Annotated in this window: 14 protein-coding genes; 6 read left to right on the plus strand and 8 right to left on the minus strand. The window is 68.3% G+C overall.

Annotated features, from left to right (window positions below):
- Positions 1 to 52: 52 nt before the first annotated feature.
- The 3 genes from ACFY9I_RS22695 to ACFY9I_RS22705 are packed head-to-tail and all read left to right on the plus strand — an operon-like array spanning position 53 to position 3,167.
- On the plus strand, positions 53 to 1,369 hold the full coding sequence (locus ACFY9I_RS22695) for an extracellular solute-binding protein (RefSeq protein ID WP_391004348.1): 1,317 nt from the start codon (positions 53 to 55) through the stop codon (positions 1,367 to 1,369).
- On the plus strand, positions 1,369 to 2,313 hold the full coding sequence (locus ACFY9I_RS22700) for an ABC transporter permease subunit (RefSeq protein WP_391004350.1): 945 nt from the start codon (positions 1,369 to 1,371) through the stop codon (positions 2,311 to 2,313). The genes ACFY9I_RS22695 and ACFY9I_RS22700 overlap by 1 nt, the downstream gene beginning before the upstream one ends.
- Positions 2,314 to 2,336: 23 nt before the next feature.
- Positions 2,337 to 3,167 (plus strand): ABC transporter permease subunit, encoded by an 831-nt coding sequence (locus tag ACFY9I_RS22705; protein WP_391004760.1) that lies wholly within the window; start codon positions 2,337 to 2,339, stop codon positions 3,165 to 3,167.
- Between the two features lie 116 nt (positions 3,168 to 3,283).
- On the opposite strand, the gene ACFY9I_RS22710 is transcribed toward ACFY9I_RS22705, so the two are convergent.
- From ACFY9I_RS22710 to ACFY9I_RS22720, 3 genes are all read right to left on the minus strand, one after another.
- Entirely contained in the window at positions 3,284 to 4,585 is a 1,302-nt protein-coding gene (locus tag ACFY9I_RS22710; RefSeq protein ID WP_391004352.1) for an HRDC domain-containing protein, read from the minus strand.
- Between the two features lie 176 nt (positions 4,586 to 4,761).
- A complete protein-coding gene (locus ACFY9I_RS22715) occupies positions 4,762 to 5,424 on the minus strand; it encodes a LuxR C-terminal-related transcriptional regulator (RefSeq protein ID WP_391004354.1) in 663 nt (220 codons plus the stop codon).
- 329 nt (positions 5,425 to 5,753) lie between these two features.
- A complete protein-coding gene (locus ACFY9I_RS22720; RefSeq protein ID WP_391004762.1) occupies positions 5,754 to 6,383 on the minus strand; it encodes a DUF3000 family protein in 630 nt (209 codons plus the stop codon).
- A 228-nt stretch (positions 6,384 to 6,611) separates the two neighbouring features.
- Between ACFY9I_RS22720 and hemE the strand changes: the two genes are divergently transcribed.
- Positions 6,612 to 7,679 (plus strand): uroporphyrinogen decarboxylase, encoded by a 1,068-nt coding sequence (gene hemE / locus ACFY9I_RS22725; protein ID WP_391004356.1) that lies wholly within the window; start codon positions 6,612 to 6,614, stop codon positions 7,677 to 7,679.
- A gap of 143 nt (positions 7,680 to 7,822) precedes the next feature.
- Here hemE and ACFY9I_RS22730 read toward each other — a convergent pair whose 3' ends face one another.
- From ACFY9I_RS22730 to ACFY9I_RS22745, 4 genes are all read right to left on the minus strand, one after another.
- Positions 7,823 to 9,469: a ricin-type beta-trefoil lectin domain protein gene (locus ACFY9I_RS22730; RefSeq protein ID WP_391004358.1), complete on the minus strand. Its 1,647-nt coding sequence runs from the start codon at positions 9,467 to 9,469 to the stop codon at positions 7,823 to 7,825.
- Positions 9,470 to 9,557: 88 nt separating this feature from the next.
- Positions 9,558 to 10,976 (minus strand): non-reducing end alpha-L-arabinofuranosidase family hydrolase, encoded by a 1,419-nt coding sequence (locus ACFY9I_RS22735; protein WP_391004360.1) that lies wholly within the window; start codon positions 10,974 to 10,976, stop codon positions 9,558 to 9,560.
- Positions 10,977 to 11,150: 174 nt separating this feature from the next.
- Positions 11,151 to 13,460 (minus strand): beta-L-arabinofuranosidase domain-containing protein, encoded by a 2,310-nt coding sequence (locus ACFY9I_RS22740; RefSeq protein WP_391004367.1) that lies wholly within the window; start codon positions 13,458 to 13,460, stop codon positions 11,151 to 11,153.
- Positions 13,461 to 13,871: 411 nt separating this feature from the next.
- Positions 13,872 to 15,230, minus strand: a complete 1,359-nt coding sequence (locus ACFY9I_RS22745) for an AbfB domain-containing protein (protein ID WP_391004369.1) — start codon at positions 15,228 to 15,230, stop codon at positions 13,872 to 13,874.
- Positions 15,231 to 15,816: 586 nt separating this feature from the next.
- Between ACFY9I_RS22745 and ACFY9I_RS22750 the strand changes: the two genes are divergently transcribed.
- The gene (locus tag ACFY9I_RS22750; protein WP_391004371.1) at positions 15,817 to 17,868 is read left to right on the plus strand and encodes a family 43 glycosylhydrolase; all 2,052 of its coding nucleotides are present in this window, start codon (positions 15,817 to 15,819) and stop codon (positions 17,866 to 17,868) included.
- A 50-nt stretch (positions 17,869 to 17,918) separates the two neighbouring features.
- Here ACFY9I_RS22750 and ACFY9I_RS22755 read toward each other — a convergent pair whose 3' ends face one another.
- Positions 17,919 to 20,186: a glycoside hydrolase family 97 catalytic domain-containing protein gene (locus ACFY9I_RS22755; protein WP_391004373.1), complete on the minus strand. Its 2,268-nt coding sequence runs from the start codon at positions 20,184 to 20,186 to the stop codon at positions 17,919 to 17,921.
- Between the two features lie 439 nt (positions 20,187 to 20,625).
- Here ACFY9I_RS22755 and ACFY9I_RS22760 point away from each other — a divergent pair, with 439 nt between their 5' ends.
- Positions 20,626 to 22,053: an AbfB domain-containing protein gene (locus ACFY9I_RS22760; RefSeq protein WP_391004375.1), complete on the plus strand. Its 1,428-nt coding sequence runs from the start codon at positions 20,626 to 20,628 to the stop codon at positions 22,051 to 22,053.
- Positions 22,054 to 22,167 lie beyond the last annotated feature (114 nt).

Below are 22,167 nucleotides of genomic sequence, written 5' to 3' on the forward strand. Positions count from 1 at the left end.
CCGAACCAGCCAACCCACCCGTGCTCGTCCGTCCCGAACGGAGCTGGTGCACATGAACCACCGAAGGACGCTCACCGGAACACTGATCGCGGCGGCCCTCCTGGCCGCCGGCTGCACAGGCGGCGGAGCCGGCTCCGAGGGCGCCGACGCCCACGCCGCCGACGACCCGGCACAGGTGTCCGGAACCATCACGGTTCTCACCCACCGCACCGACATCGTGCAGGACGGCACGATGCAGAAGTACGCCGACGCCTTCAACAAGACCTATCCGAAGGTGAAGGTGAAGTTCGACGCGATCACCGACTACGAGGCCGAAGTCAAGATCCGTATGAACACGGAGAACTACGGCGACGTCCTCATGATCCCGGCCGTCATCAAGAAGAACGACTACCCCAGGTTCTTCGCTTCCCTGGGCACCCAGAAGGAGCTCAGCAAGAAGTACCGCTTCACCGACTTCACCACGGTCGACGGCAAGGTCTACGGCCAGAGCCCGATGGGCGCGGCCCCCGGCTTCCTCTACAACAAGCGGATCTGGGCCGAGGCCGGCGTCACCGACTGGCCCGCCACCCCGGCGGAGTTCCTCACCGCCCTGAAGGCCATCAAGTCCAAGACCGACGCCGTCCCGTACTACACCAACTTCGCGGCCCAGTGGCCGCTGACCCAGTGGACGTACATCAACGGCTCGGTCAGTTGTGACACCCAGGCCACCGCGAAGCTCGCCGAGGGCAACCCGTGGGGCGAGGACGGCGAACTGCGCGTCGGCGACCAGTTGCTGTACGACATCGTGCACCAGGACCTGATCGAGAAGGACCCGACGACCACCAACTGGGAGAACTCCAAGCCCCAGTTGGCGAAGGGCGAGATCGCCACGGCCTGGCTCGGCAGCTGGGCGATCACCCAGTTCCGGCAGGCGGCCGAGAAGGCCGGGGCCGACCCGGACGACATCGGATTCATGCCGTTCCCCGCCAGGGTCGACGGCAAGGCGTGCGCGACCGCCAGCCCCGACTACAACCAGGCGGTCAGCATCCACTCCGAGCACAAGGAGGCGGCCCGCGCCTGGATCGACTGGTTCACCGAGAAGTCGGGCTACGCGCAGGACAACCTCTCGATCTCCACGCTCAAGGACGCCCCGCTGCCCGAGGTGCTGAAGCCGTACGAGGAGCAGGGCGTCGAACTCATCGAACTCGACGACGCCAAGGGCGGGGCGGTCAAGGAGATCGACAACGCCTCGGAGGTCGGCATCTACGGACCCGCGTACCGCCAGGACCTCGTGGACCTCGCCCGGGGCGCCAAGGACGGCGACATCGGCGACTTCCTCGACGACCTGGGCAAGCGGTGGACCGAGGCGCAGAAGACCGTGGGGTCCTGATGCCCCCCACGACCGAGAAGGCGGCGCGGCCCCCGGTGGTCGCGCCCCAGCCTCCCCGGACGCGTGCCCCGCGCCGGGCGCGCCTGAGGGGGAGAGCAACCCCCTGGCTCTTCCTGGCCGCCCCGCTGGCCCTGCTGATCACCTTCACCTACGCGCCGGTCGCCAACATGCTGGCGTACAGCTTCACCGACTGGGACGGCGTGAGCCCCGAGCTGACCTACACCGGTACCGACAACTACGTCGAGATCTTCACCCGCCCCGAGCTGTTCCAGGTCTTCTTCGTCAGCGGCTACTACCTGGCGGCCTCGGCGGTCCAGATCGCCGTCGCCCTCTACTTCGCGACGATCCTCAGCTTCAACCTCCGCTTCCGGAACCTCTTCAAGGGCCTGCTCTTCTTCCCGTACCTGATCAACGGCGTCGCGATCGGCTTCGTCTTCCTGTACTTCTTCCAGGACGGCGGCACGCTCGACTCGGTCCTTGCCCTTTTCGGATTCGAGTCCGACCGGGCCTGGTTGGGCACGTCCACCTCGGCGAACATCTCCCTGGCCGGCGTCTCCGTCTGGCGCTACACGGGCCTGAACTTCGTGCTCTTCCTCGGCGCGATCCAGTCGATCCCCGGGGAGCTGTACGAGGCCGCCGAACTCGACGGCGCGAACCGCTGGCACCAGTTCCGGTACATCATCGCGCCCGGTATCCGCCCGGTCCTGAGCCTGAGCGTGATCCTGTCGATCTCCGGCTCGCTGTCGGTCTTCGAGATCCCGTACATCATGACCGGCGGCGCCACCGGCACCGAGACCTTCGTGATCCAGACGGTGAAGCTCGCCTTCCAGTTCAACAAGACGGGCCTCGCCTCCGCCGCCGCGGTCGTCCTGCTGCTGATCATCCTGGCGGTGACATGGCTGCAACGCCGACTGGTCCCCGACGACAGGGTGGACCTCGTATGACGACGCTGACGACCTCAACCTCGGTGACCCGCAGGCGAGTTGCCCGCACGCTCACCTATCTGTCCCTGGTCGGTGCCTCGGTCGTGGTCCTCCTGCCGCTCGTCGTGGTCCTGCTGACCTCGCTCATGACCGAGGAGGAGATGGCGGACGACAGCGGTGCCCTCACCCTGCCGGACAGCCTGCTGAATTTCGACAACTACGTGACGGCCTTCCGCGACGGTGAGATGCTCGCCGCCTTCGGCAACACGGCCTTCATTCTCTTCTTCGCCATCACCGGTACGGTCCTCATCGGCTCGATGGCGGCCTACGCGATCGACCGCTTCACCTTCCGCTTCCGGAAACTGGTCGTCGCCCTCTTCCTCGTCGCCACCCTCGTTCCCGGCGTCACCACCCAGGTCGCGACCTTCCAGATCGTCGACAGCTTCGGCATGTTCGACACCCTCTGGGCCCCGATCGCCCTCTACATGGGCACCGACATCGTCTCGATCTACATCTTCCTGCAGTTCGTGAGATCGATCCCGGTCTCCCTGGACGAGTCCGCCCGCCTGGACGGCGCCAACGCCTTCACGATCTACCGGAAGATCATCTTCCCGCTCCTGAAACCAGCGATCGCCACGGTCGTCATCGTCAAGGGGATCACCGTCTACAACGACTTCTACATCCCCTTCCTCTACCTGCCCTCCGACGACCGCGGCGTCATCTCCACATCCCTCTTCCGCTTCAAGGGCCCCTTCGGCGCCCACTGGGAGACGATCTCGGCAGGAGCGGTCCTGGTGATCCTGCCGACCCTGATCGCCTTCCTGCTGCTCCAGAGGTTCATCTACAACGGCTTCACGAGAGGAGCGACGAAGTAACCACCGGGAACGGCAGGCCGTTTGGGGGCGCGGGTGACTGACCGATCAACCGCGACGAGCCCGCGAGCAACCGCGACGGACCCGCACCCGCCGAGACACAGCGCCCCTCACGGCGCCTAGGCCTTCTTCACCGTCGCCGCGGCGGACAGCGCCCCCACCAGAACCGGCGTCACCAACTCCACCTGCCACGCCCGCGCCCCGTACCCGGCCAACGCCGCGGAGATCGACTCGGCGTCAGCCGTGACCGGCGGCTCCCAGCACAGGCGCCTAACCGTATCGGGGGTGATCAGGTTCTCCTGCGGCATGGTGAGCTGCTCGGCGAGGGCGCTCACCCCGGCCCGGGCGGCCGACAGCCGAGCCGCGGCGGCCGGGTCCTTGTCGGCCCACGCCTTCGGTGGCGGCGGCCCCGTCACCGGCTGGCCGTGCGCCGGCAGCGCGGAGTCAGGAAGGGCCCTGGCCCGATCCACGGCGGCCTGCCACTGTTCCAGCTGCCGCCGCCCCATCCGATGCCCGAACCCGTTCAGCGCGGCCAGCGCGTGCGCGTTGACCGGCAGGGCCAACGCGGCCTCCACGATCGCCCCGTCGCTCAGCACCTTGCCCGGCGACACGTCCCGCCGCTGAGCGATACGGTCCCGGGCCTCCCACATCTCCCGTACGACCGCCATCTGCCGCCGACGCCGTACCTTGTGCATCCCGGAGGTCCGACGCCAGGGGTCCTTGCGCGGCTCGGCGGGCGGCGCGGACGCGATCGCGTCGAACTCCTGCCGGGCCCACTCCAGCTTCCCCTGCCGGTCCAGCTCTTTCTCCAGGGCGTCCCGCAGGTCCACGAGGAGTTCCACATCGAGCGCGGCGTACCTGAGCCACGGCTCGGGCAGCGGACGGGTGGACCAGTCGACCGCGGAGTGGCCCTTCTCCAGGACGTAGCCGAGGACGCCCTCGACCATCGCGCCGAGGCCGACCCGCGGGAACCCGGCGAGGCGGCCGGCCAGCTCGGTGTCGAAGATCCGGGTCGGGACCATGTCTATCTCGCGCAGACAGGGCAGGTCCTGGGTGGCCGCGTGGAGCACCCATTCCACTCCGGAGAGCGCCTCGCCGAGGCCGGAGAGGTCGGGGCAGGCCACGGGGTCGATGAGCGCGGTGCCCGCGCCCTCGCGGCGCAACTGCACCAGATAGGCCCGCTGGCCGTAGCGGTATCCGGACGCGCGTTCGGCATCTACGGCGACGGGGCCGGAGCCGGCGGCGAACGCGGCGATCACAGCGGCGAGCGCGGACTCGTCGGCGATCACGGGCGGAATGCCGTCCCGTGGCTCCAGCAAGGGGATCGGCGCCCCCGCTTCAGAAGATCCGCCGTCGTCCGGAGGGGCGCCTCCGGTGGTTCGCAGGGTCCTGTCTGCTGCGGTCTCTTGGGCGTCGGTCACCTGTCAAGGGTATCCGTGTATGGACATGGCCCGTCGACGGAACGTTCCGTCGACGGGCCATCCAGGGGCGTAAACCAGTCATGCGTCACACGTGTCAGTGAAATGTTTCCGGCGAACCGGGAGGGGCCGGGCATCGATGAACGATCCCGGCCCCTTCCCGCCTCGGCGCCCCGGCGTCAGTGGATGATCCCGGTGCGCAGGGCCACCGCCACCATTCCGGCGCGGTCGCCGGTGCCGAGCTTGCGCGCGATTCGGGCCAAGTGGCTCTTGACCGTGAGTGCGGACAAACCCATGGAGACGCCGATCGCCTTGTTCGACTGCCCCTCCGCGACCAGGCGCAGCACCTCGACCTCGCGGCCCGACAGCTCCCGGTAGCCGCCCGGGTGGCTCGGGGCACCCGGGGGGCGGCGGTGGTGCATACGGGCGGCGGAGCCGAGGGGGGCGGCACCGGGGCGGCTGGGCAGTCCGATGTTGGTACGGGTGCCGGTGACGACGTATCCCTTCACACCGCCCGCGAGGGCGTTGCGTACGGCGCCGATGTCGTCGGCGGCGGAGAGGGCGAGACCGTTGGGCCACCCCGCCGCGCGGGTCTCGGAGAGGAGGGTCAGGCCGGAACCGTCCGGCAGGTGGACGTCCGCGACGCAGATGTCACGGGGGTTGCCGATGCGGGGACGGGCCTCGGCGATGGACGAGGCCTCGATGACATCGCGGACACCGAGGGCCCACAGGTGGCGGGTCACGGTGGACCGGACCCGGGGATCGGCCACCACCACCATCGCGGTCGGTTTGTTCGGACGGTAGGCGACCAGGCTTGCGGGCTGCTCGAGGAGAACGGACACCAGGCCTCCTGGGTGCGGGACGGGGGGCAGGTTCGCCGGGCTCGTGGGGTCGAAGCCGGGACGAACCGTGATTTCAAGGTCACAGAGGTCTTCGGCATCAAACCTCTGCTCCTTTAGAGAATGATCACGATTTGGTGAGTAACAATCCGTGCAATTCGGACACGTCTTCGATCATTCGAAGACCGAACGGTGTCGCTTCGGGTCGATACGCGGCCGAAAGTGGCCGTATCGACAAAGTGATGGTTTTGACCGGCGTGGCGGCACGCACCAAAAAGGACCGTGCGCTGTCCGGCGCACGGTCCTGTTCGGCCAAGGGTCCCGCGAGGGCGTCAGCGGGACTGCGGCCCCCGCCGCTGCGGCAACGTCACGACGGCCGCGTCACCCGGATCCACCGTCGGAGGCAACCCCGCGATCTGGGCCAGCAGATCGCACCACGAGGCCAGATGCGCGGCGGTGTCGGGGACGTCGCCCAGGACCTCCCGGGGGGTCCACGACGCCCGGATCTCGATCTGTGAGGCGGCCGGCCGCGTCGCCAGACCGCCGAAGTAGTGCGAACTCGCCCGCGTCACCGTGCCGCTCGGTTCGCCGTACGACAGCCCGCGGGACTGCAGCGCGCCGGTCAGCCACGACCAGCAGACCTCCGGCAGCAAAGGGTCCGCCGCCATCTCGGGCTCCAACTCCGCCCGGACCAGGGTCACCAGCCGGAAGGCGCCCTGCCAGGCGTCGTGTCCCGCCGGGTCGTACAGCAGGACGAGCCGGCCGTCGGCCAGATCCTCCTCGCCCTCGACGACCGCGGCCTCCAGGGCGTACGCGTGCGGGGCGAGCCGCTGGGGCGGTTTGGTCGGCTCGATCTCGATCTCCGGCCGCAGCCGTGTGGCCCTCAGCGCTTCCACGGCGGAGCGGAACGGCAGCGGTACCGCCTCCATAGCATCGCGCTCCCCCTCCTTCGTGTCGTCCATCCCGCCAGCGCCGTCCGACAGTCGTCCCTGAGCCGCAGCCATGCCGGAACATTAAGGGGAACGGGGCCTCGGCGCAGGGCAAGACACCCGTGCGCTGGGTCACGGTCGGATCGCGCTCAGCGAACGCGCGACGCGCCCACGGCCAGAAGGAGTGGCCGGAAAAGTGCGGGCCGGGGTTGTCCCCGGCCCGGACCACCGCTGTCAAGCGGGCGTGCGAGACTTTGCCTCGTGAGTGCCAACGCCGGCCCCTCGGGCCACCAGCCGACCGCCCCGTACAACTCCGCCTTCCTCAAGGCATGCAGGCGCGAGCCCGTGCCGCACACACCGGTGTGGTTCATGCGGCAGGCCGGGCGCTCGCTGCCGGAGTACCTGAAGGTGCGCGAGGGCATCGGGATGCTGGAGTCGTGCATGCGGCCCGAGCTGGTCAAGGAGATCACCCTCCAGCCCGTCCGCCGGCACCACGTGGACGCGGCGATCTACTTCAGCGACATCGTCGTCCCCCTCAAGGCCATCGGCATCGACCTCGACATCAAGCCCGGCGTCGGCCCGGTCGTCGAGAAGCCGATCCGCAGCCGCGCCGACCTCGCCCAGCTGCGCGACCTGACCCCCGAGGACGTCTCCTACGTCACCGAGGCGATCGGGCTGCTCACCGCCGAGCTCGGTGAGACCCCGCTCATCGGCTTCGCCGGCGCCCCCTTCACCCTCGCCAGCTACCTGGTCGAGGGCGGCCCGTCCCGCACGTACGAGAACGCCAAGGCGATGATGTACGGCGCCCCCGAGCTGTGGGCCGACCTGCTGGACCGCCTCGCCGACATCACGGCCGCGTTCCTCAAGGTCCAGATCGAGGCGGGCGCCTCCGCCGTCCAGCTCTTCGACTCCTGGGCCGGTGCCCTCTCCCCGGCGGACTACCGCCGTTCGGTGCTGCCCGCCTCCGCGAAGGTCTTCGAAGCCGTCGCCGGGTACGGCGTCCCACGCATCCACTTCGGCGTCGGCACCGGCGAGCTGCTGGGCCTCATGGGCGAGGCCGGCGCGGACGTCGTCGGCGTCGACTGGCGTGTCCCGCTCGACGAGGCAGCCCGCCGCGTCGGCCCCGGCAAGGCGCTCCAGGGCAACCTCGACCCGACCGTCCTGTTCGCCGGCACGGAGGCCGTCGAGACCAAGACACGCGAGGTCCTCGACACGGCCACCGGCCTGGAGGGCCACGTCTTCAACCTCGGCCACGGCGTCATGCCCAGTACTGACCCGGACGCCCTGACCCGCCTCGTGGAGTACGTCCACACCCAGACCGCGCGTTAGCGCGTCAGGGAAGCGGGCGGAACCGCCGACGGCGCCCGGGGCGGCCGGTCGCCGTCGGTCCGCACCGGCGGCCTGGACCGGCGTTGCACAGCCGGTCGCGCGGGTCGATCGCGCAGGCCGACCCGCGCGCCAGGGGAGGGTGGTTAGGGCAGCGTGGTCCACTTCTGGTTGTTCTGGCCGTTGCAGGTCCACAGGATGGCCGGGGTCCCGTTGGCGGTTCCTGCCTGTTCGGCGTCCAGGCACAGCCCGGCGTTGACGTTGCGGATCGACCCGTCGGCCTGCCTGGTCCACTTCTGGTTGTTCTGGCCGTTGCAGGGCCAGATGATGACCGGTGTGCCGTTGGTGGTGCCCTGCCCCAAGGCGTCCAGGCACTTGTCGCCGTAGACGCGGATCTCGCCTCCGGCCCAGGTGGTCCACAGCTGGTTGGCGGCGGTGTGGCAGTCCCAGATCAGCGTTTTCGTCCCGGCCTCGGTGGTGGCGCGGTCCACGTCCAGGCAGCGTCCGGATCCGGTACCGCGCAGGCGGGCGGTGGTGGCGGCCAGCGGGCTGCCGCCGGTCATCTTGAACACGGCGACACCGCGCGCGGGGACGCTCGCGGAGATCTGGCCGGACGTGTTCGACGTGCCGCCGGTCCACAGGTCGGTGAGGGTGAAGGAGCCTCCGGTGAGGCCGACTTGCGCCGCCGTGGCGGTGATGGTCGTGGTGCTCGCTCCCCGGTTGAACAGGCCCACGGCGACCGAGCCGTCGGACAGGGGCTTGGCGAACACCTCGGTGTTGCCGTCGTCGCGCACCCTGCGTCCGCCCGCGCCCAGCGAGTCCTGGTTCACCGCCAGCAGGCGGGGGTTGCGCAGGATGGCGCTCACGTCGGCGGACATGGTGCGGATGTCGTTGCCGGCCATGAGGGGGGCCGAGAGCAGCGACCACAGGGCGAAGTGGGAGCGGGACTCGGTCAACGACAGACCGGGACGGCCGACGACCAGCATGTCGGGGTCGTTCCAGTGGCCCGGGCCCGACTGGGCGGCCAGGGGCGCGGTGACGTCCAGGACGTTACCGACGCCCATCGGGTAGCTGTTGGTGTTGTTGTTCTGCCAGATGTCGAGCAGGTCCTCGGTCGTGCGCCACAGGTCGGCGACCTCACCCCAGTCGTACTTGTCGCCGGTGGGGGCGTGGAAGCTGTTGGGGTTGATGCTGTACACGATCGGCCTGCCGGTGGCGCGCAGGGCGTCGCGCATGATGGTGAACTGTGCGATCTGCTCGCCGAGGGTGCCGCTGCCGGAGCACCAGTCGTACTTGAGGTAGTCCACGCCCCAGGAGGCGAACGTGTTGGCGTCCTGGACCTCGTGGCCCTTGCTGCCGGTGCGGCCCGGGTAGGTGCCCACGCCCTGAGCGCACGTGACCTCGTTGGGCGCCTGGTAGATGCCGAACTTCAGGCCCTTGCTGTGGATGTAGTCCCCGAGCGCCTTCATGCCGCTGGGGAACTTGGTCGGGTTGGCCCGCAGGTTGCCGGCGCTGTCGCGCTGCGGGTCGAACCAGCAGTCGTCGACGACGACGTACTGGTAGCCGGCGTCGCGCATGCCCGAGGACACCATCGTGTCGGCGGCCTGGCGCACCTGGGCCTCGGTGATCCCGCACCCGAAGCTGTTCCAGCTGTTCCAGCCCAGTGGAGGGGTGAGCGCGGGGCTGCCCGGGGCGGCCTCGGCGGTCGTGCCGGCGGAGGCGGTGACGCAGGCGCTGAGCGTCAGTGCGGTGGCCGTGAGGAGCCGCAGCAGCCGCCTGTGTATGGGAACCATGTGGGGGAAGTCCTTCCTGGCCCGCAATGCGGCTTCCGCGTTGCGGGCCTTATACGTATGGTCACGAGCTTGTGATCATGTGCGTGGGTCAGCGCTGCAGGGTGAGGAGGCCTGGCCGGTACGGCCACTTCTCGTAGGGAGTGCCTGCCGGCGTGGTGCCCCTGCCCTGGTAGAGGAACTGCAGGTTGCAGGGGTCGATGGTCTTGGTCTGGTCGGGGTTGTTGCGGACCAGGTCACCGTGGCTGATGTCGTTGGTCCAGGTGGCACCGCTGTTGGCCTTGCCCGCGAAGGGGCTGCTCTCGCTGCCGGCCTGCACGGTCCACGGACCGTTCAGGCTGGAGGCGGTGTACGAGCGGAAGTAGCGCCCGTTCGCGCCCCGCGCCTCGACGATCATGAGGTACTGGTTCTGGCCCTGGACCTTGTAGACCTCCGGCGCCTCGAAGATCTTGTCCGCCGTGTCGCTCAGGACCGTCGTGTACGAGGAGCCGAAGCTGCCCGGGAAGTTCCCGATCGGCATGGTCGACTTGTAGATCTTGCCGTTGTCACCGGCGAAGAACAGGTGGATGTTCTGGTCGTCGGCGATCAGGGTCTGGTCGATCGGGCCGGTGGGGGAGTTGTCGGTGCTGGGAAGGCTGCCGGTGAACAGCGGCTGGGGCGAGGACCAGCCGTTGGGGTTGGTGGGGTCGCTGGACGTGCGGAAGATGAAGGGCCACGGACCCCACTGGTACGCGAGCACCCAGATCTTCTTGGGGGCGAAGTAGAGCAGCGTGGGCGCCACCGCTCGCTCGTTCTGGCTGTTCTGGCCGGCCGACGCCATGTCCGACCAGTTCGTGAAGGGACTGAACATCATCGAGCCCCAGTCCGACCCCGTGTAGTTCGTCCCGTAGACCAGGTGCTTGCCGTTGTACGTCACGGTGGTGAAGTCCTTCAACGCGGCCCACCCGTTCGCCGGCTGCGCCAGCGCACCCGTCGACGTCCACCGGTAGGTCGACGGAAGAGCACACGTGCTGCTCGGCGGTGCGGACAGGCCGGTCCACTTCTGGTTGCTGCCGCCGTTGCACGTCGAGATCTCCACCGCCGTGCCGTTGGCCGTACCGGAGCCCGTGGCGGTCAGGCACAGCCCGGACTGCACGCCGACGACCGTGCCGTCGGCGTTCACCCGCCACTGCTGGTTCGCACCACCGTTACAGGCCCAGATCACCGGCCGGGTCCCGGCCGTGGTGGCCTGGCCCGGAACATCCAGGCACTTGTTGCCGTACACGGTCAACTGGTTGTTGTCCGTCAGCGTCCACTGCTGGTTGGTCCCGCCCCAGCAGTCCCAGAGCTGCAGGTTGGTGCCCTCGGTCTGGCTGGCGCCCGGCACATCGAGACACCGGCCGGAACCGACACCGCGCAAGGCGCCGCTGGTGGCCGCCTGAGCCGGGTTGGCGACGAGCGTCGCCGCCGAAGCGACCAGGGCCGCGAGCGCCACAGACAGATGTCTGCGGTGGAGACCACGTCTGCGCATAGGAGCCTCATTCCTTGAGTAAGGATTTCCCGTCGGCCCCGTCAGAGGCTGTCCGGACTGTCGATGGGGGGCACCTCGACGCCCCTGATGTTCGTGATACCGAACGAGGGTCGAGGTGCCGAGCGCACGGGAAGGTGGAGAGCGAGCGACCAGGATCTACATCCGGAGCGGACCTCAGTTCTTCACGATGCGCCATCGGTTGTCGGCGGTGCCGTCGTCCGAGTCCTGGACGGCGAACGCACCGACAGCGGTGGAGTTGTTCGCGATGGCGAGCAGCTTGCCGCTGTTCTCGTTGCGGATCTTGTAGGTCCCGTCTCCCTGGTCGAGCAGCGTCCATCTGTGGTCGGCGGTGCCGTTGTCCGACCACTGCAGGACGGTCGCGTCGTCTGCCGTGGACATGTTCAAGACGCCGAGCACCTTGCCGCTGTGGGCGTTGCGGAAGCGGACCGCGTTTCCGTCGGTGATCATGTACCAGTCGTGGTCGGCGGTGCCGTTGTCCGACCACTGCAGAGCGCGGCCACCGTCGGCCGTGGACATGTTCTGGATGCCCAGCAGGAGACCGCTGGCCGCGTTGACGAGACGGACGCTGCCGCTGGTGTTCCAGTAGACGGTGTAGTTGTGGCCGTGCGCGTCGTGGAACGGGCCCAGGTTGACGGTGGAGCCGTTGGCGGTGGCGGTGAAGGCGAGGGAACTGCTGCTGGTCCGTGTGATCGAGGACGTGTTCAGTGTCGGCGGCGAACTGAGCGATGAGTTGCCGTAGTTGCCGGACAGGACGACCGGGCCGTAGGTGATCGCGGCGACGTTCGCGTTGTCGTTGGCCGCTCGCATGACGACCCGCATGGGCAGGCGGACGGTGACCGTGTCGCCGGAGGTCCACGAGCGGCTCAGGGTGGCGTAGCTGCCGGGGTTGGTGGCGATGTTCTGCCGCGTGCCGTTGACGCTGATGGTGGCCTCGGAGGTCCAGCTCGGGATGCGTATGCGCATCGCCCAGGTTCCGCTGACGTTGCCGGTGACCTGCAGGGTGGTGGTGTCGCTGACGGGATAGGTCGTGGTCTGGGTGACGGTGATCCCGCGCTCGGACCAGTTGAGCACCGAGGGCACGAACATGTTGACGATCAGGGTGTTGTCACTGCGGTAGTAGAGGGAGTCCATCAGCCTGGTGTGCATTTCCAGGCCCGTGCCCTGGCAGCACCAGAAGGTGCCGTAGTCGGTGCTCCAGGTGCCGCCGCCCCACGCCGGGCCCACACCGCGTCGGCCGCCCGGGTTGAGCGAGGTGAAGTAGGTGACGTGGCCGTGGTCGTCGGCCGGGTTCTGCTGGCCGATCATGTGGTTCAGCCATGCCCGCTCGTAGTAGTCGAACAGCGCGGCCCGGTTCGGGTCCAGCGCGAACAACTCCCGGGTGAGAAGGAGCATGTTGAAGGTGTTGCAGCTCTCGCACGTGTCCTTGTTCAGGAAACCGGCGATGGCGTTCGGAGCGCGGAAGTGCTCCGCCTGGCTGTTGCCGCCGATGGCATAGGTGTGCGCGTTGACGGTGAAGTTCCAGGCGTTGGTGGCGATATCCCGGTAGCGGGTGGTTCCGGTGGCCTTGTACTCCCGGGCGGCACCGATCCACTTGGGTACCTGGGTGTTGGCGTGCAGTCCGTTGAGCCGGTCCTGGTTGGCCGCCAGCGGGTCGAACACCGCGGCGTGGTCGAAGCGCCGGGCTACGGTGAGCCACCGCGCGTCGCCGGTCTGCTGGTAGAGATCGGTCAGCACGGTGTTCATGCCGCCGAACTCGGTCTGCAGCATGGTCTGCATCTGCTGGGCCGTCAGCCGGCCGGTGCGCCAGTCGACCCATCCCGCCAGGGCGAGCAGCACGTCACGCGCTTGCGTGCTGCCGATGTGGCGCCACACGTCCAGCAGGCCGACGAGGGTCTTGTGGATGGTGTAGTACGGCACGTTGCCGTTGCTCAGGGTCCGCTGTTCGAGAGCGGTGAAGTCGGCCTCGGGGTAACCGGAGAGGTACCCGGCGTTGAAACCGGCGGCGCTGTTGTTGGCCTGGCACTTGGCCAGCTCCGCGACCATGTGGGTGGCCTTGTCCCGGCAGACGGTGTCCCCGGTCACGGCGTACAGCTGCGCCCATGCCGTGAGGAAGTGCCCCTGGACGTGGGTGCGGAAGGGGAAGTCCGGCGCGTCCCAGCCGCCGGTGGCGGCCGCGCCGTTGGTGGACAGCCGGTGGTTGGCGCGGAAGTTGTACAGCAACCGGTCGACATCGACGAACCGCAGGTAGTTCCGCGTACGGTTCTGGTTGTCCAGCCACCGGCTCGCGGTGAGCCGGACCTGGCCGAACTCGAAGGGGTGCGCGGAGACCCCGATGTCGGCCCTTGCGGGAGGGACGGCCGCCGCGTGGGCGGGAGAGACTCCGATGAAGGACCCGGTGGCAGAGGCGGCGACGGTGGCCCCGGCTATTTGCAGGAGGCGCCGTCTGCTGACGGAGGAGGCCATCTTGCACCTTTCGGTGTGGAGAGCGATAGCTCGGTCGTTGGTCTGTTGGCTCACACGGCCGAAGGGCCATGACAGCCTGAGGTCCGTGGGGGTTTCGGTCCCATCAGTCCGCTCCACTGATACATGGGATGGATTAACGGGTACGAACGTTGCCCCTGTCTAGTCGTGCGACACGAAATACTCGGCCACTTCCCGATGCGTGTCCGGAAGGCGACCTGGCAGCGCGACAGACATCGGATGTACCGAGGTCGGTGTCGGCGTACGCCGGCGACAGCGTGATCAGCAAGTGGCCGGTGTAGCGGCCGCCGTAGTGGCCGGTGTCGTGGCCCTGGAAGTCGCGGATGCCGCGCCGCCGCGTGTGGGTCCGCGACGGCACGGCAGGGTGGGCCGGACAGGTCAGGCCCAGGGGCGTCAGGCCCAGGGGCTGACCACCGTGAAGGAGCTGTCGGCTCGGAAGGTGTCGGTGTTCTGGTAGGGGTCCAGGCGGAGTGCGTAGTTGTAGTGGCGGAGGTAGCGGCCGGGGTAGTTGTACGACTCCAGGCTGACGGAGCCGGATGCGCTGCCCGGGCGGGCGCAGTACGTGGCGTCCTTGTTGAAGACGGCCGTGCCGTTGCTCGCGTCGAAGCGGGCCCGGAAGTCCCAGTGGCGGAGATAGCGGCCGGCGGAGTCACGGAAGGAGTAGCAGTTGGCGTCCGCGAGGCCGGGCACGACGGTGAAGGTCGCGCTCTGCTTGACGGCGGTGCTGCTGGAGGCGCTCACCGGGTCGATGTAGCCGAGGCTGTCGGAGCGCACCACGGCGGACCGTCCGGGGAAGTTGACCGACTGCAGTGACCTGGTGGTGTTGGTGGGCAGGGTGACACCGCCGGAGACCGTCTCCTTCAGCACGGTGGCGTGGCGGATGAAACCGGTCAGTCCGGGCACCTCGGTGGGTGTGGTCCAGGTGGCGAAGTTGTCGTAGCTGTCGCTGTACCAGTACTTCCCGGCGCGGTAGCCGTCGTAGTAGATGCGCCAGCCGCCGTTGTCGAGCTGGACCAGGGCCGGGCCCTCGACCCAGTCGCCGAAGCCGGCCCAGTTGCCCGTCTTCCGCATCGTGTACGGGCCGGTGAGGCTGGAGGCGGTGGCGTACTCGATGTACTTCGTGGTCTCGTTCTTGGTGAACGCGTGGTACGTGGAGCCGATCTTGACGACGAAGGTGTCGATGTAGTTCGGGCCGATGCCGGAGAGCTGGGTGGGCGCCGACCAGGTGGTCAACGCGGAGTTGGTCGCCGTGATCTTCCAGGCGGTGAAGTGGGTGGCGGTGCTCGCCGACGTCAGCGACATGATGACGTTGACGCTGCCGTCGCTGTCGATGAACCACTCCGGCGCCCAGGTGCGGGTCAACCCGCTGATCGGGATCGTGTAGTTGTACAGGAACGTCCAGTTCACCCGGTCGGTGCTCCGGGCGAAACCGATGGTGTTCCCGGTCCAGTTGGTGGTGTAGGTGATGTAGTAGAAGCCGTCGGTGTGCTTGAAGATGCTGGGATCCCGGATGAGACCGGACGGCGGGGTGTAGGCGGGGCCCTTCCGCACGGTGAATCCGGTGGCGTCCGGCGAGTCGTACACGTACATGTTCGACTCGCTGCTGTTGGTGAACGCGGTCATGGTGTACCGCGTCGTCTGTCCCGCCGGCGGGTGGGCGGCTCCGGCCGGGCCGGCGAAGGCGGTGGTGAGCCCGAGCAGGGCGGCCACCGAGGTGAGGAGGGCGAGGACCGCCCTGAGGGTTCTGTTCAACGCTCGTTCCGTTTCTGCGTGCACTGCCCTGAGGCGTGAGCAATATTGTTCGAAATGTCGCACGACGTGCGGAACTTCGAGCAGAAGATAGGTTTGCGTCAGGGTTCCGTCAATGTTTCCGGCGGGTTCGGTTCCGTTGCCGCTCGCGTTGCCGGACAAACCGGGCCGTGGTGGCGTCGCGCATGTTGACTTCCGTACGGGGTGCCTTTTAGATTCGGGCGACCATTCCGTATATCGATCCACGTTCGAAATACTGGACGTGTTGGTGTGAGAGCGGTCCGTGCCGGCGCCACGGTCACCAAGGTCGCCGACACCGACGGCGGCGACGCGCTTTCTCCTGCCCGACCGGCTCCTGAACCACATCGGGCACCGTCTCGGTCAAGGTGTCCCTGGCGAAGCGCTCATCGACCACGCTGTCGTTCTCCAACTCCCCTGGCCGCACCCGGACGTCGAATCCGTCGACGACCCTTGGCCGCCCGGCGCGGGGCGGGCCCAGATGGCCGGACCCGCGGTCGAGCCGCTGCTCGAGAGACCGCCGACACATGTGATGGCTTCTCGCAGATGACCTCTCATAAAGGACGGAATCGTGGACATCACCAGACGACAGCTCGGCAGGCTCGCCGCGGTCGGCACGGGGGCACTCGTGCTGCCGGGTCTGCTGCCGGCGAGCAGGGCGGCGGCGGACTCGTTTCCGGCCACAGCGTGGGGCGACCAGGGCGACGGCACCTACGTCAACCCGATCGTCCCCGCCGACCTCAGTGACTGGGACTGCATCCGGGTCGGCTCCGACTACTACGGCATCACCAGCACGTTCGGGTACTCGCCCGGCATGGCCGTCCTGCACTCCAAGGACCTGGTCAACTGGCGCACGCTCGGTGGCGCGGTCGACGACGTCACCCGTATCGGACCGGAGCTGAACTGGAACCGGATGAACCGCTACGGCCGTGGCGTGTGGGCGGGGGCCATCCGCCACCACGCGGGGCGGTACTGGGTGTACTTCAACACCCCCGACGAGGGCTTCTTCATGACGTCGGCCCCGTCGCCGACCGGGCCGTGGGAGCCCTTGCACGCGATGTGGCGGACCTCCGGCTGGAACGACGTGTGCCCGTTCTGGGACGACGACGGGCAGGGCTACCTGGTCACCACTCACTACTCGGACAGCTACAAGATCCACCTGTTCAAGCTGTCCGAGGACGGGAAGTCGCTGGTCGGCCCGTCCACGGTCATCCACCAGTCGTCGCGCAGCGAGGCCAGCAAGCTCTACAAGATCGATGGTGTCTACTACCACCTGTTCAGCGAGGTGAAGTCCGAGGGCCGGGTGCTCATGATGAACCGCGGCTCCAGCATCTACGGCCCGTTCGAGACCAGGCAGTTGCTGCACGTCAACACTTCGGCGGACCGCGAGCCCAACCAGGGCGGGCTGGTGCAGAGCCCGAACGGCGCATGGTACTTCGTGACCCATCACGGCCACGGTGACTGGGAGGGACGCGTGCTGTCGCTGCTGCCGGTGACCTGGGTGGACGGCTGGCCGATCCTGGGCAAGGTGGGTGCGGACGGCATCGGCACCATGGTCTGGACGGGCCAGGTGCCCGCGGGTGGCACGCCGGGTCTGCCGGTCGACGCGCTGCCCCCCGTGGTGACCAGCGACCTGTTCACCGACACCCGCCTCAAGCCGCAGTGGGAGTGGTACTACCAGCCGCGCGCGGATCACTGGTCGTTGACCGAACGGCCCGGCTACCTGCGGCTGAAGGCGTTCGCACCGTTGGCGGCCGACAACCTGACCAAGGTGGGGAACACCCTCACCCAGCGGGTGCTGCGCACCGCGGGCGGCGCGACGGTGACGGTCCGCCTGGAGCTGACCGGCCTCGCCGACGGTCAGCACGCGGGCCTGTGCCACTACGCGGCGACCTACGCGGGGTTGGGTGTGCGGCGCTCGGGCACCACCACCACGATCGCGCACAACGCCGGCGGCACCCTGACGTACGGTCCGCAGGTCACGCAGAACGCCGTTTGGCTGCGTACCACCTGGGACGTGAACGGCGTCAGCCGGTTCTCCTACAGCCTCGACGGGAGCACGTTCACCGCGGTCGGCGGCACCTACCAGCTCACGTGGGGCGGATACCGCGGGGACCGGGTCGGCCTCTACACCTACAACCCGAACGGCACCGGCCACGTCGACGTGGACTCGGTGCAGTACAGCATCGCGCCCACCCGGGCCTACACGTGCGTCAGTGTGCGCAGCGGCAAGGTCGCCGACGTCTACCGTGCCTCGAGCGCGGACGGCGCCGCCGTGATCCAGTGGCCCGACAACGGCAAACCGAACCAGCACTGGGCCTTCCAGTCCACCGGGGACGGCTACCACACCATCACCTGCGTCGGCAGCGGCAAGGTCCTCGACGTGGCGGGGTCCTCCACGGCGGACGGGGCGGCGGTCGTACAGGCGACCGCCGACGGCCGCACGAGCCAGCAGTGGCAGCTGCGCCCGCAGACCGGCGGCGAGTTCGTCCTGGTCAACCGCAACAGCGGCAAGGTGCTCGACGTCAAGGGAGGCAGCACGGCCGACGGTGTCGCGCTGATCCAGTACCGCGACGCCGGCAGCTCCAACCAGCGATGGACCTTCCACCGCGTCACCGACTAGCGACCCTGAAGGGCCCCTTGCCCACTCGGGCAAGGGGCCCTTCAGCGGTGTCAGGAGACGGTGAACATCTGGTGGTCGGTGCCGTCGAACGGGCGTTGCTCCAGCTGGTCGCCCTGGGCGCCGCCCGCGGTGAGGTAGAGACCGCTGTGGCGGTTGAGGAGCCGGATACGGCCGTTGCCCGCGTTCTCCGCCAGCCATTCGTCGTTGGTGTTCGCGTTGGCTTCGTACGAGTACTGGACGGCCTTCGCGCCCGCGTCGCGGGAGGCCCACCGGATGACGACGTCCTTGCCGCTCTCCTGGTTGACGATCCGCGTGTATCCGTCGCCGAGGGGCATGAACGCGAAGCGCTGGTTGGTGCCGCCGGTGCTGGTCCAGCGGATGATCGCGGCGTCGTTCGCGAGGCTCTTGCTCTTCACGTCGAGTACGTGGCCGCTGCCGGCGATGGTCACCGTGCGGTTCCCGGTCGGGATGGCCGCGACCTTGGTCAGCTTGACCACATGGCCGCCGTTCGCGACCGCCGGGATGCTCAGCGTGTCACCGGCCTGGATGACCTTGCTGGTGCGGGTCAGGCCGTCGGTGCCGTCGGTGGTGATCTCCGCGTGCCAGGTGCCGGAGCCGAGGAACGTGGTCGGGTAGCTGATGGTGGTGGCGCCGCCGCGCCGGAAAGCCCCGACGAACCAACGGTCGCCGTTGCGGCGCGCGATGACCCCTCCGTTGACCGGGTCGCCCGAGACGTACTTCGTCTCGTCCCACGCGGTCGGCAGCATGCGCATCCACCGCTGTGCCTCGGGCCGGGCCTGGTAGTCCGAGATGCGGCTGCCGGGCAGCATGATCCCGCTGTCCAGGAGTACGCCGAGGGCGAGTTCGGCGGCGTCGCTGTTCGGGTTGCGCTGCTGGAAGCTCATCGGCGAGTAGTCGGCCGGGCCCAGCAGGCCGCGAGTGAACGGGAGCGCCGCCACGTGCCCGACGTCCCGGCCGCCGGGGTACTCCTCGCCGCGGACGGCCTCGTTGGTCAGCACGTGCGGCCAGGTGCGGTGGACGCCGACGGACAGGCGCGAGCCGTGCAGGTCGACCATCAGCTTGTAGCGGGCGGTGTCGGCCAGGGCCGCGTCGTACCACTGCTGACGGGCCCGGGTCTCGGAACCCATGAAGTCCATCTTGACGCCGACGGCACCCCACCCGGTGATCTTGGTGAACTCCGCGTCCCGCTCGGCGGCGGTGTCCAGGTCCTGCCAGTGGTACCAGAGCATGATCCGAACGCCGCGCTCCCGGGCGTAGGCCACGAGCTCGGGAATGATCGCCTGGTTGGCCTTCCACCCGTCGTCCACCAGGAGATAGGGCCAGCCCTGCGAGGAGGCGTAGTCGGCCCACTGCTTGAGCTTGGTCAGGTCGCGCTGGGTGGCCCACATGCCGTCCAGCCACGGCCACGCGGCGATACCCGGCTTGATCCACGAGGTGTCGGCGATCTTCGACGCGGGCGCGACGTCGTCGACCAGCGTGGACTCCACGATCGTCGCCGTGCTGCCGATGGAGGCGGTGCGCCACGCCGTGGTGAACGCGCCGGATCGCGCGATCTGCGCGTCGGCCAGCGCGACGGTGAACCGGCCGGTGCCCTGGGTGTGGGTGAACGAGCCACCCGAGTAGCCACCGTCCACACCGGACTCGGCGAGCAGGACCCGCGCGCCGTTGGTCTGCTGGGCCAACATGCCCATGTCGTAGGAGCCCGTCGGGACGTCGGTGACCGCGGAGGTCACATAACCCCTCTCGTGATCAGGACTGAACACCTGCCGGGAAAGCTGGGCGTCGGTGGGCAGTTCGAACGACGTCGCTTCTCGCAGCACCGTCGCGCCCGACGGCAGTTCGTAGCGCAGCGCCATACCGTCCGCGGACGTGCGGACGTGCACCGTCAGCTGCGCGGAGCCCTTCGCGAACACCAGCCTCGTCTCGGTCGCGGACCGCGTTCGGACGCGGGACTTCCCCGCTTTGACCTCGTAGTTGTCCGAGATGGGCGTGTCCGTGCGTCTGACGAACTCCAGCCCGGTGGTGAAGTCGGTCTGGCTGGTCACCAGCCCGATCGGAGCGGGTATCAGGGCCTGGCGGCAGTTCCAGGTCGCACCGAGCGAGAGGGCGCCGTTCGCGTCCAACGCCACGGTGGCGCGTACGCCGTCACAGCCGGTCTGTGCGACACCGGGCTGGACCGAGGTCCAGCTCCCCGGTGTGGCGGCGGATGCGGGCACCGCGGTGAGCGAGCCCACGCCGGCGAGGACGGCCACTGCCGTACCGGCGACTTGAACCCCGCTTCGTTGGAGGAGTTTCATGCGGCCCTTCCGGGTGGTTGCAGGTGGTCCGCCGTGTATCGCTCGCGGATGGAGTCGGAGGGAGATTGCCTTTTCATCCCACCACTGTCAAGGGGATGGGTGCCCTTGCCCGGAAGTTACCCTGTGGTTAGACCTACGACATGGCTTTTAATGGGATGTCTGGCGGTGCATGCATGTCGGATGTATTGACGCGCACTGTTTGCTCCTCTTAACGTCAGCCGACGCTACGAACGCCGTTCGATATATCAACCAAGTCGGCTGATCTGACATCGAGTTGGCTGCAGTGCTTCCCTCTGGCCGCGCAGGGAAGCAAGGCCGACGGGCGCAACAGCGGGCAGCGGCAAGAGGCCGAGACTCGGTCACCTCTCTCCAGCCGCCCCGTTCTTCCCCTCCCCGGCCCCCCTCCCCCGGCGGCACCTGCACGACGACAGGAGATCCCGTGTCCGCGCTCCGAACCCGGCTGACGGTGATGTTGCTCGCCGTATGCCTCCTTTTCACATGCCAGTCCCTGGCCGCACCCCAGCGGGCGGCCGCCGCCGACCCCGGCTACCTGATGGTGCACTTCACCGGCGATTCCGCGACCGGCCAGATGCTGTACCTCGCGCACAGCACGGACGGCCTGCACTGGAACGACCTCAACGGCGGAGCGCCGATCCTGAACTCCAAGATCGGCACGAAGGGGGTGCGCGACCCCGCACTGGTGCGCTCTCCCGACGGCAGCAAGTACTGGATCATCGCGACCGACCTGTGTATCCGCTGCGGCTCGACGTACACCAACGGCAGCCCCAACTTCGTGGTGTGGGAGTCGACCGACCTGGTGACCTGGTCGAAGCCGTGGCTGCTCGGCGCCGCCGGCCTGATCCCCGGCGGAAAGAACGCGTGGGCGCCGGAGGCGAGCTGGAACCCCGAGACCAACGACTACGTCCTGTACTGGGCGACGAACGCCACAGTCAACGGCGTGTTCAAGCACCGCATCTACTACGCCCGCACCAAGGACTTCCGCACCATCACCACCCCGCAGATCTGGATCGACCCCCCCGGCACCACGCCGATCGTCGACACCCAGATGACCGAGGTGCCCGCCGGTGTCGGCCCCTACCGCTACGTACGGGTCTCCGGAGACGGCCAGAACACGGTCGAGGGCAGCAACTCGATCCTGGGGACATGGACCAACCTCGGCAACCTCTCCAGCATCGGCCTCACCGGCAATGTGGTCGAAGGCCCGGTCTGGATGAAGTTCAGAGACCGCAATGAGTGGGCCCTCTACATCGACTACAACAACCCGCAAGGCGTACGCGAGTACCGGCCGATCCTGACCACCAACCCGTTCAGCGTCAGCTCCTACCGGCTTCAGGATTCGACCAGCTACGACATGGGCGGCACCCCGAAGCGCCACGGCGCGATCACGACCCTCACGGCCGCCGAGGAGAGCCGCGTGCTCGCCCGCTGGCCCAACACCCCGGCCCAGCGGCTCCAGTCGTACAACTTCCAGGACCGCTACGTGCGCCACACCAACTTCGACGTGCGCATCGATTCCGACGTCACCCCCGCCGAGGACGCACAGTTCCGGCTGCGGCCCGGCCTGGCGGGCTCCGGCACCGTCTCCTTCGAGTCGGTCAGCATGCCCGGCTACTTCCTGCGGCACGCCAACTACGACTTCCAGCTCGCCCACAACGACGGCAGCAGCCGGTTCGCGGCGGACGCGACCTTCCGGAAGGTCGCCGGCCTCGCCGACTCCACCTGGTCGTCGTTCCAGTCGTACAACTTCCCCGACCGCTACATCCGCCACTACGCCTACCAGCTGCGGCTCGACACGATCAGCACCGCGACAGGCCGCAGTGACGCCACCTTCCGCGTGACGAGCTGACCCGGCGCCGACGGGGATGCCGGTATACCTCCACGGAGAACGCCGGCATCTCCTGGCATTCGCCGCCCAACGCCCTGTCCTCGGCGATCGAGGTGTAGGGGCGGATGTACTTGG

It is taken from the genome of Streptomyces sp. NPDC012510, from assembly GCF_042955065.1.
Classification (GTDB): domain Bacteria; phylum Actinomycetota; class Actinomycetes; order Streptomycetales; family Streptomycetaceae; genus Streptomyces.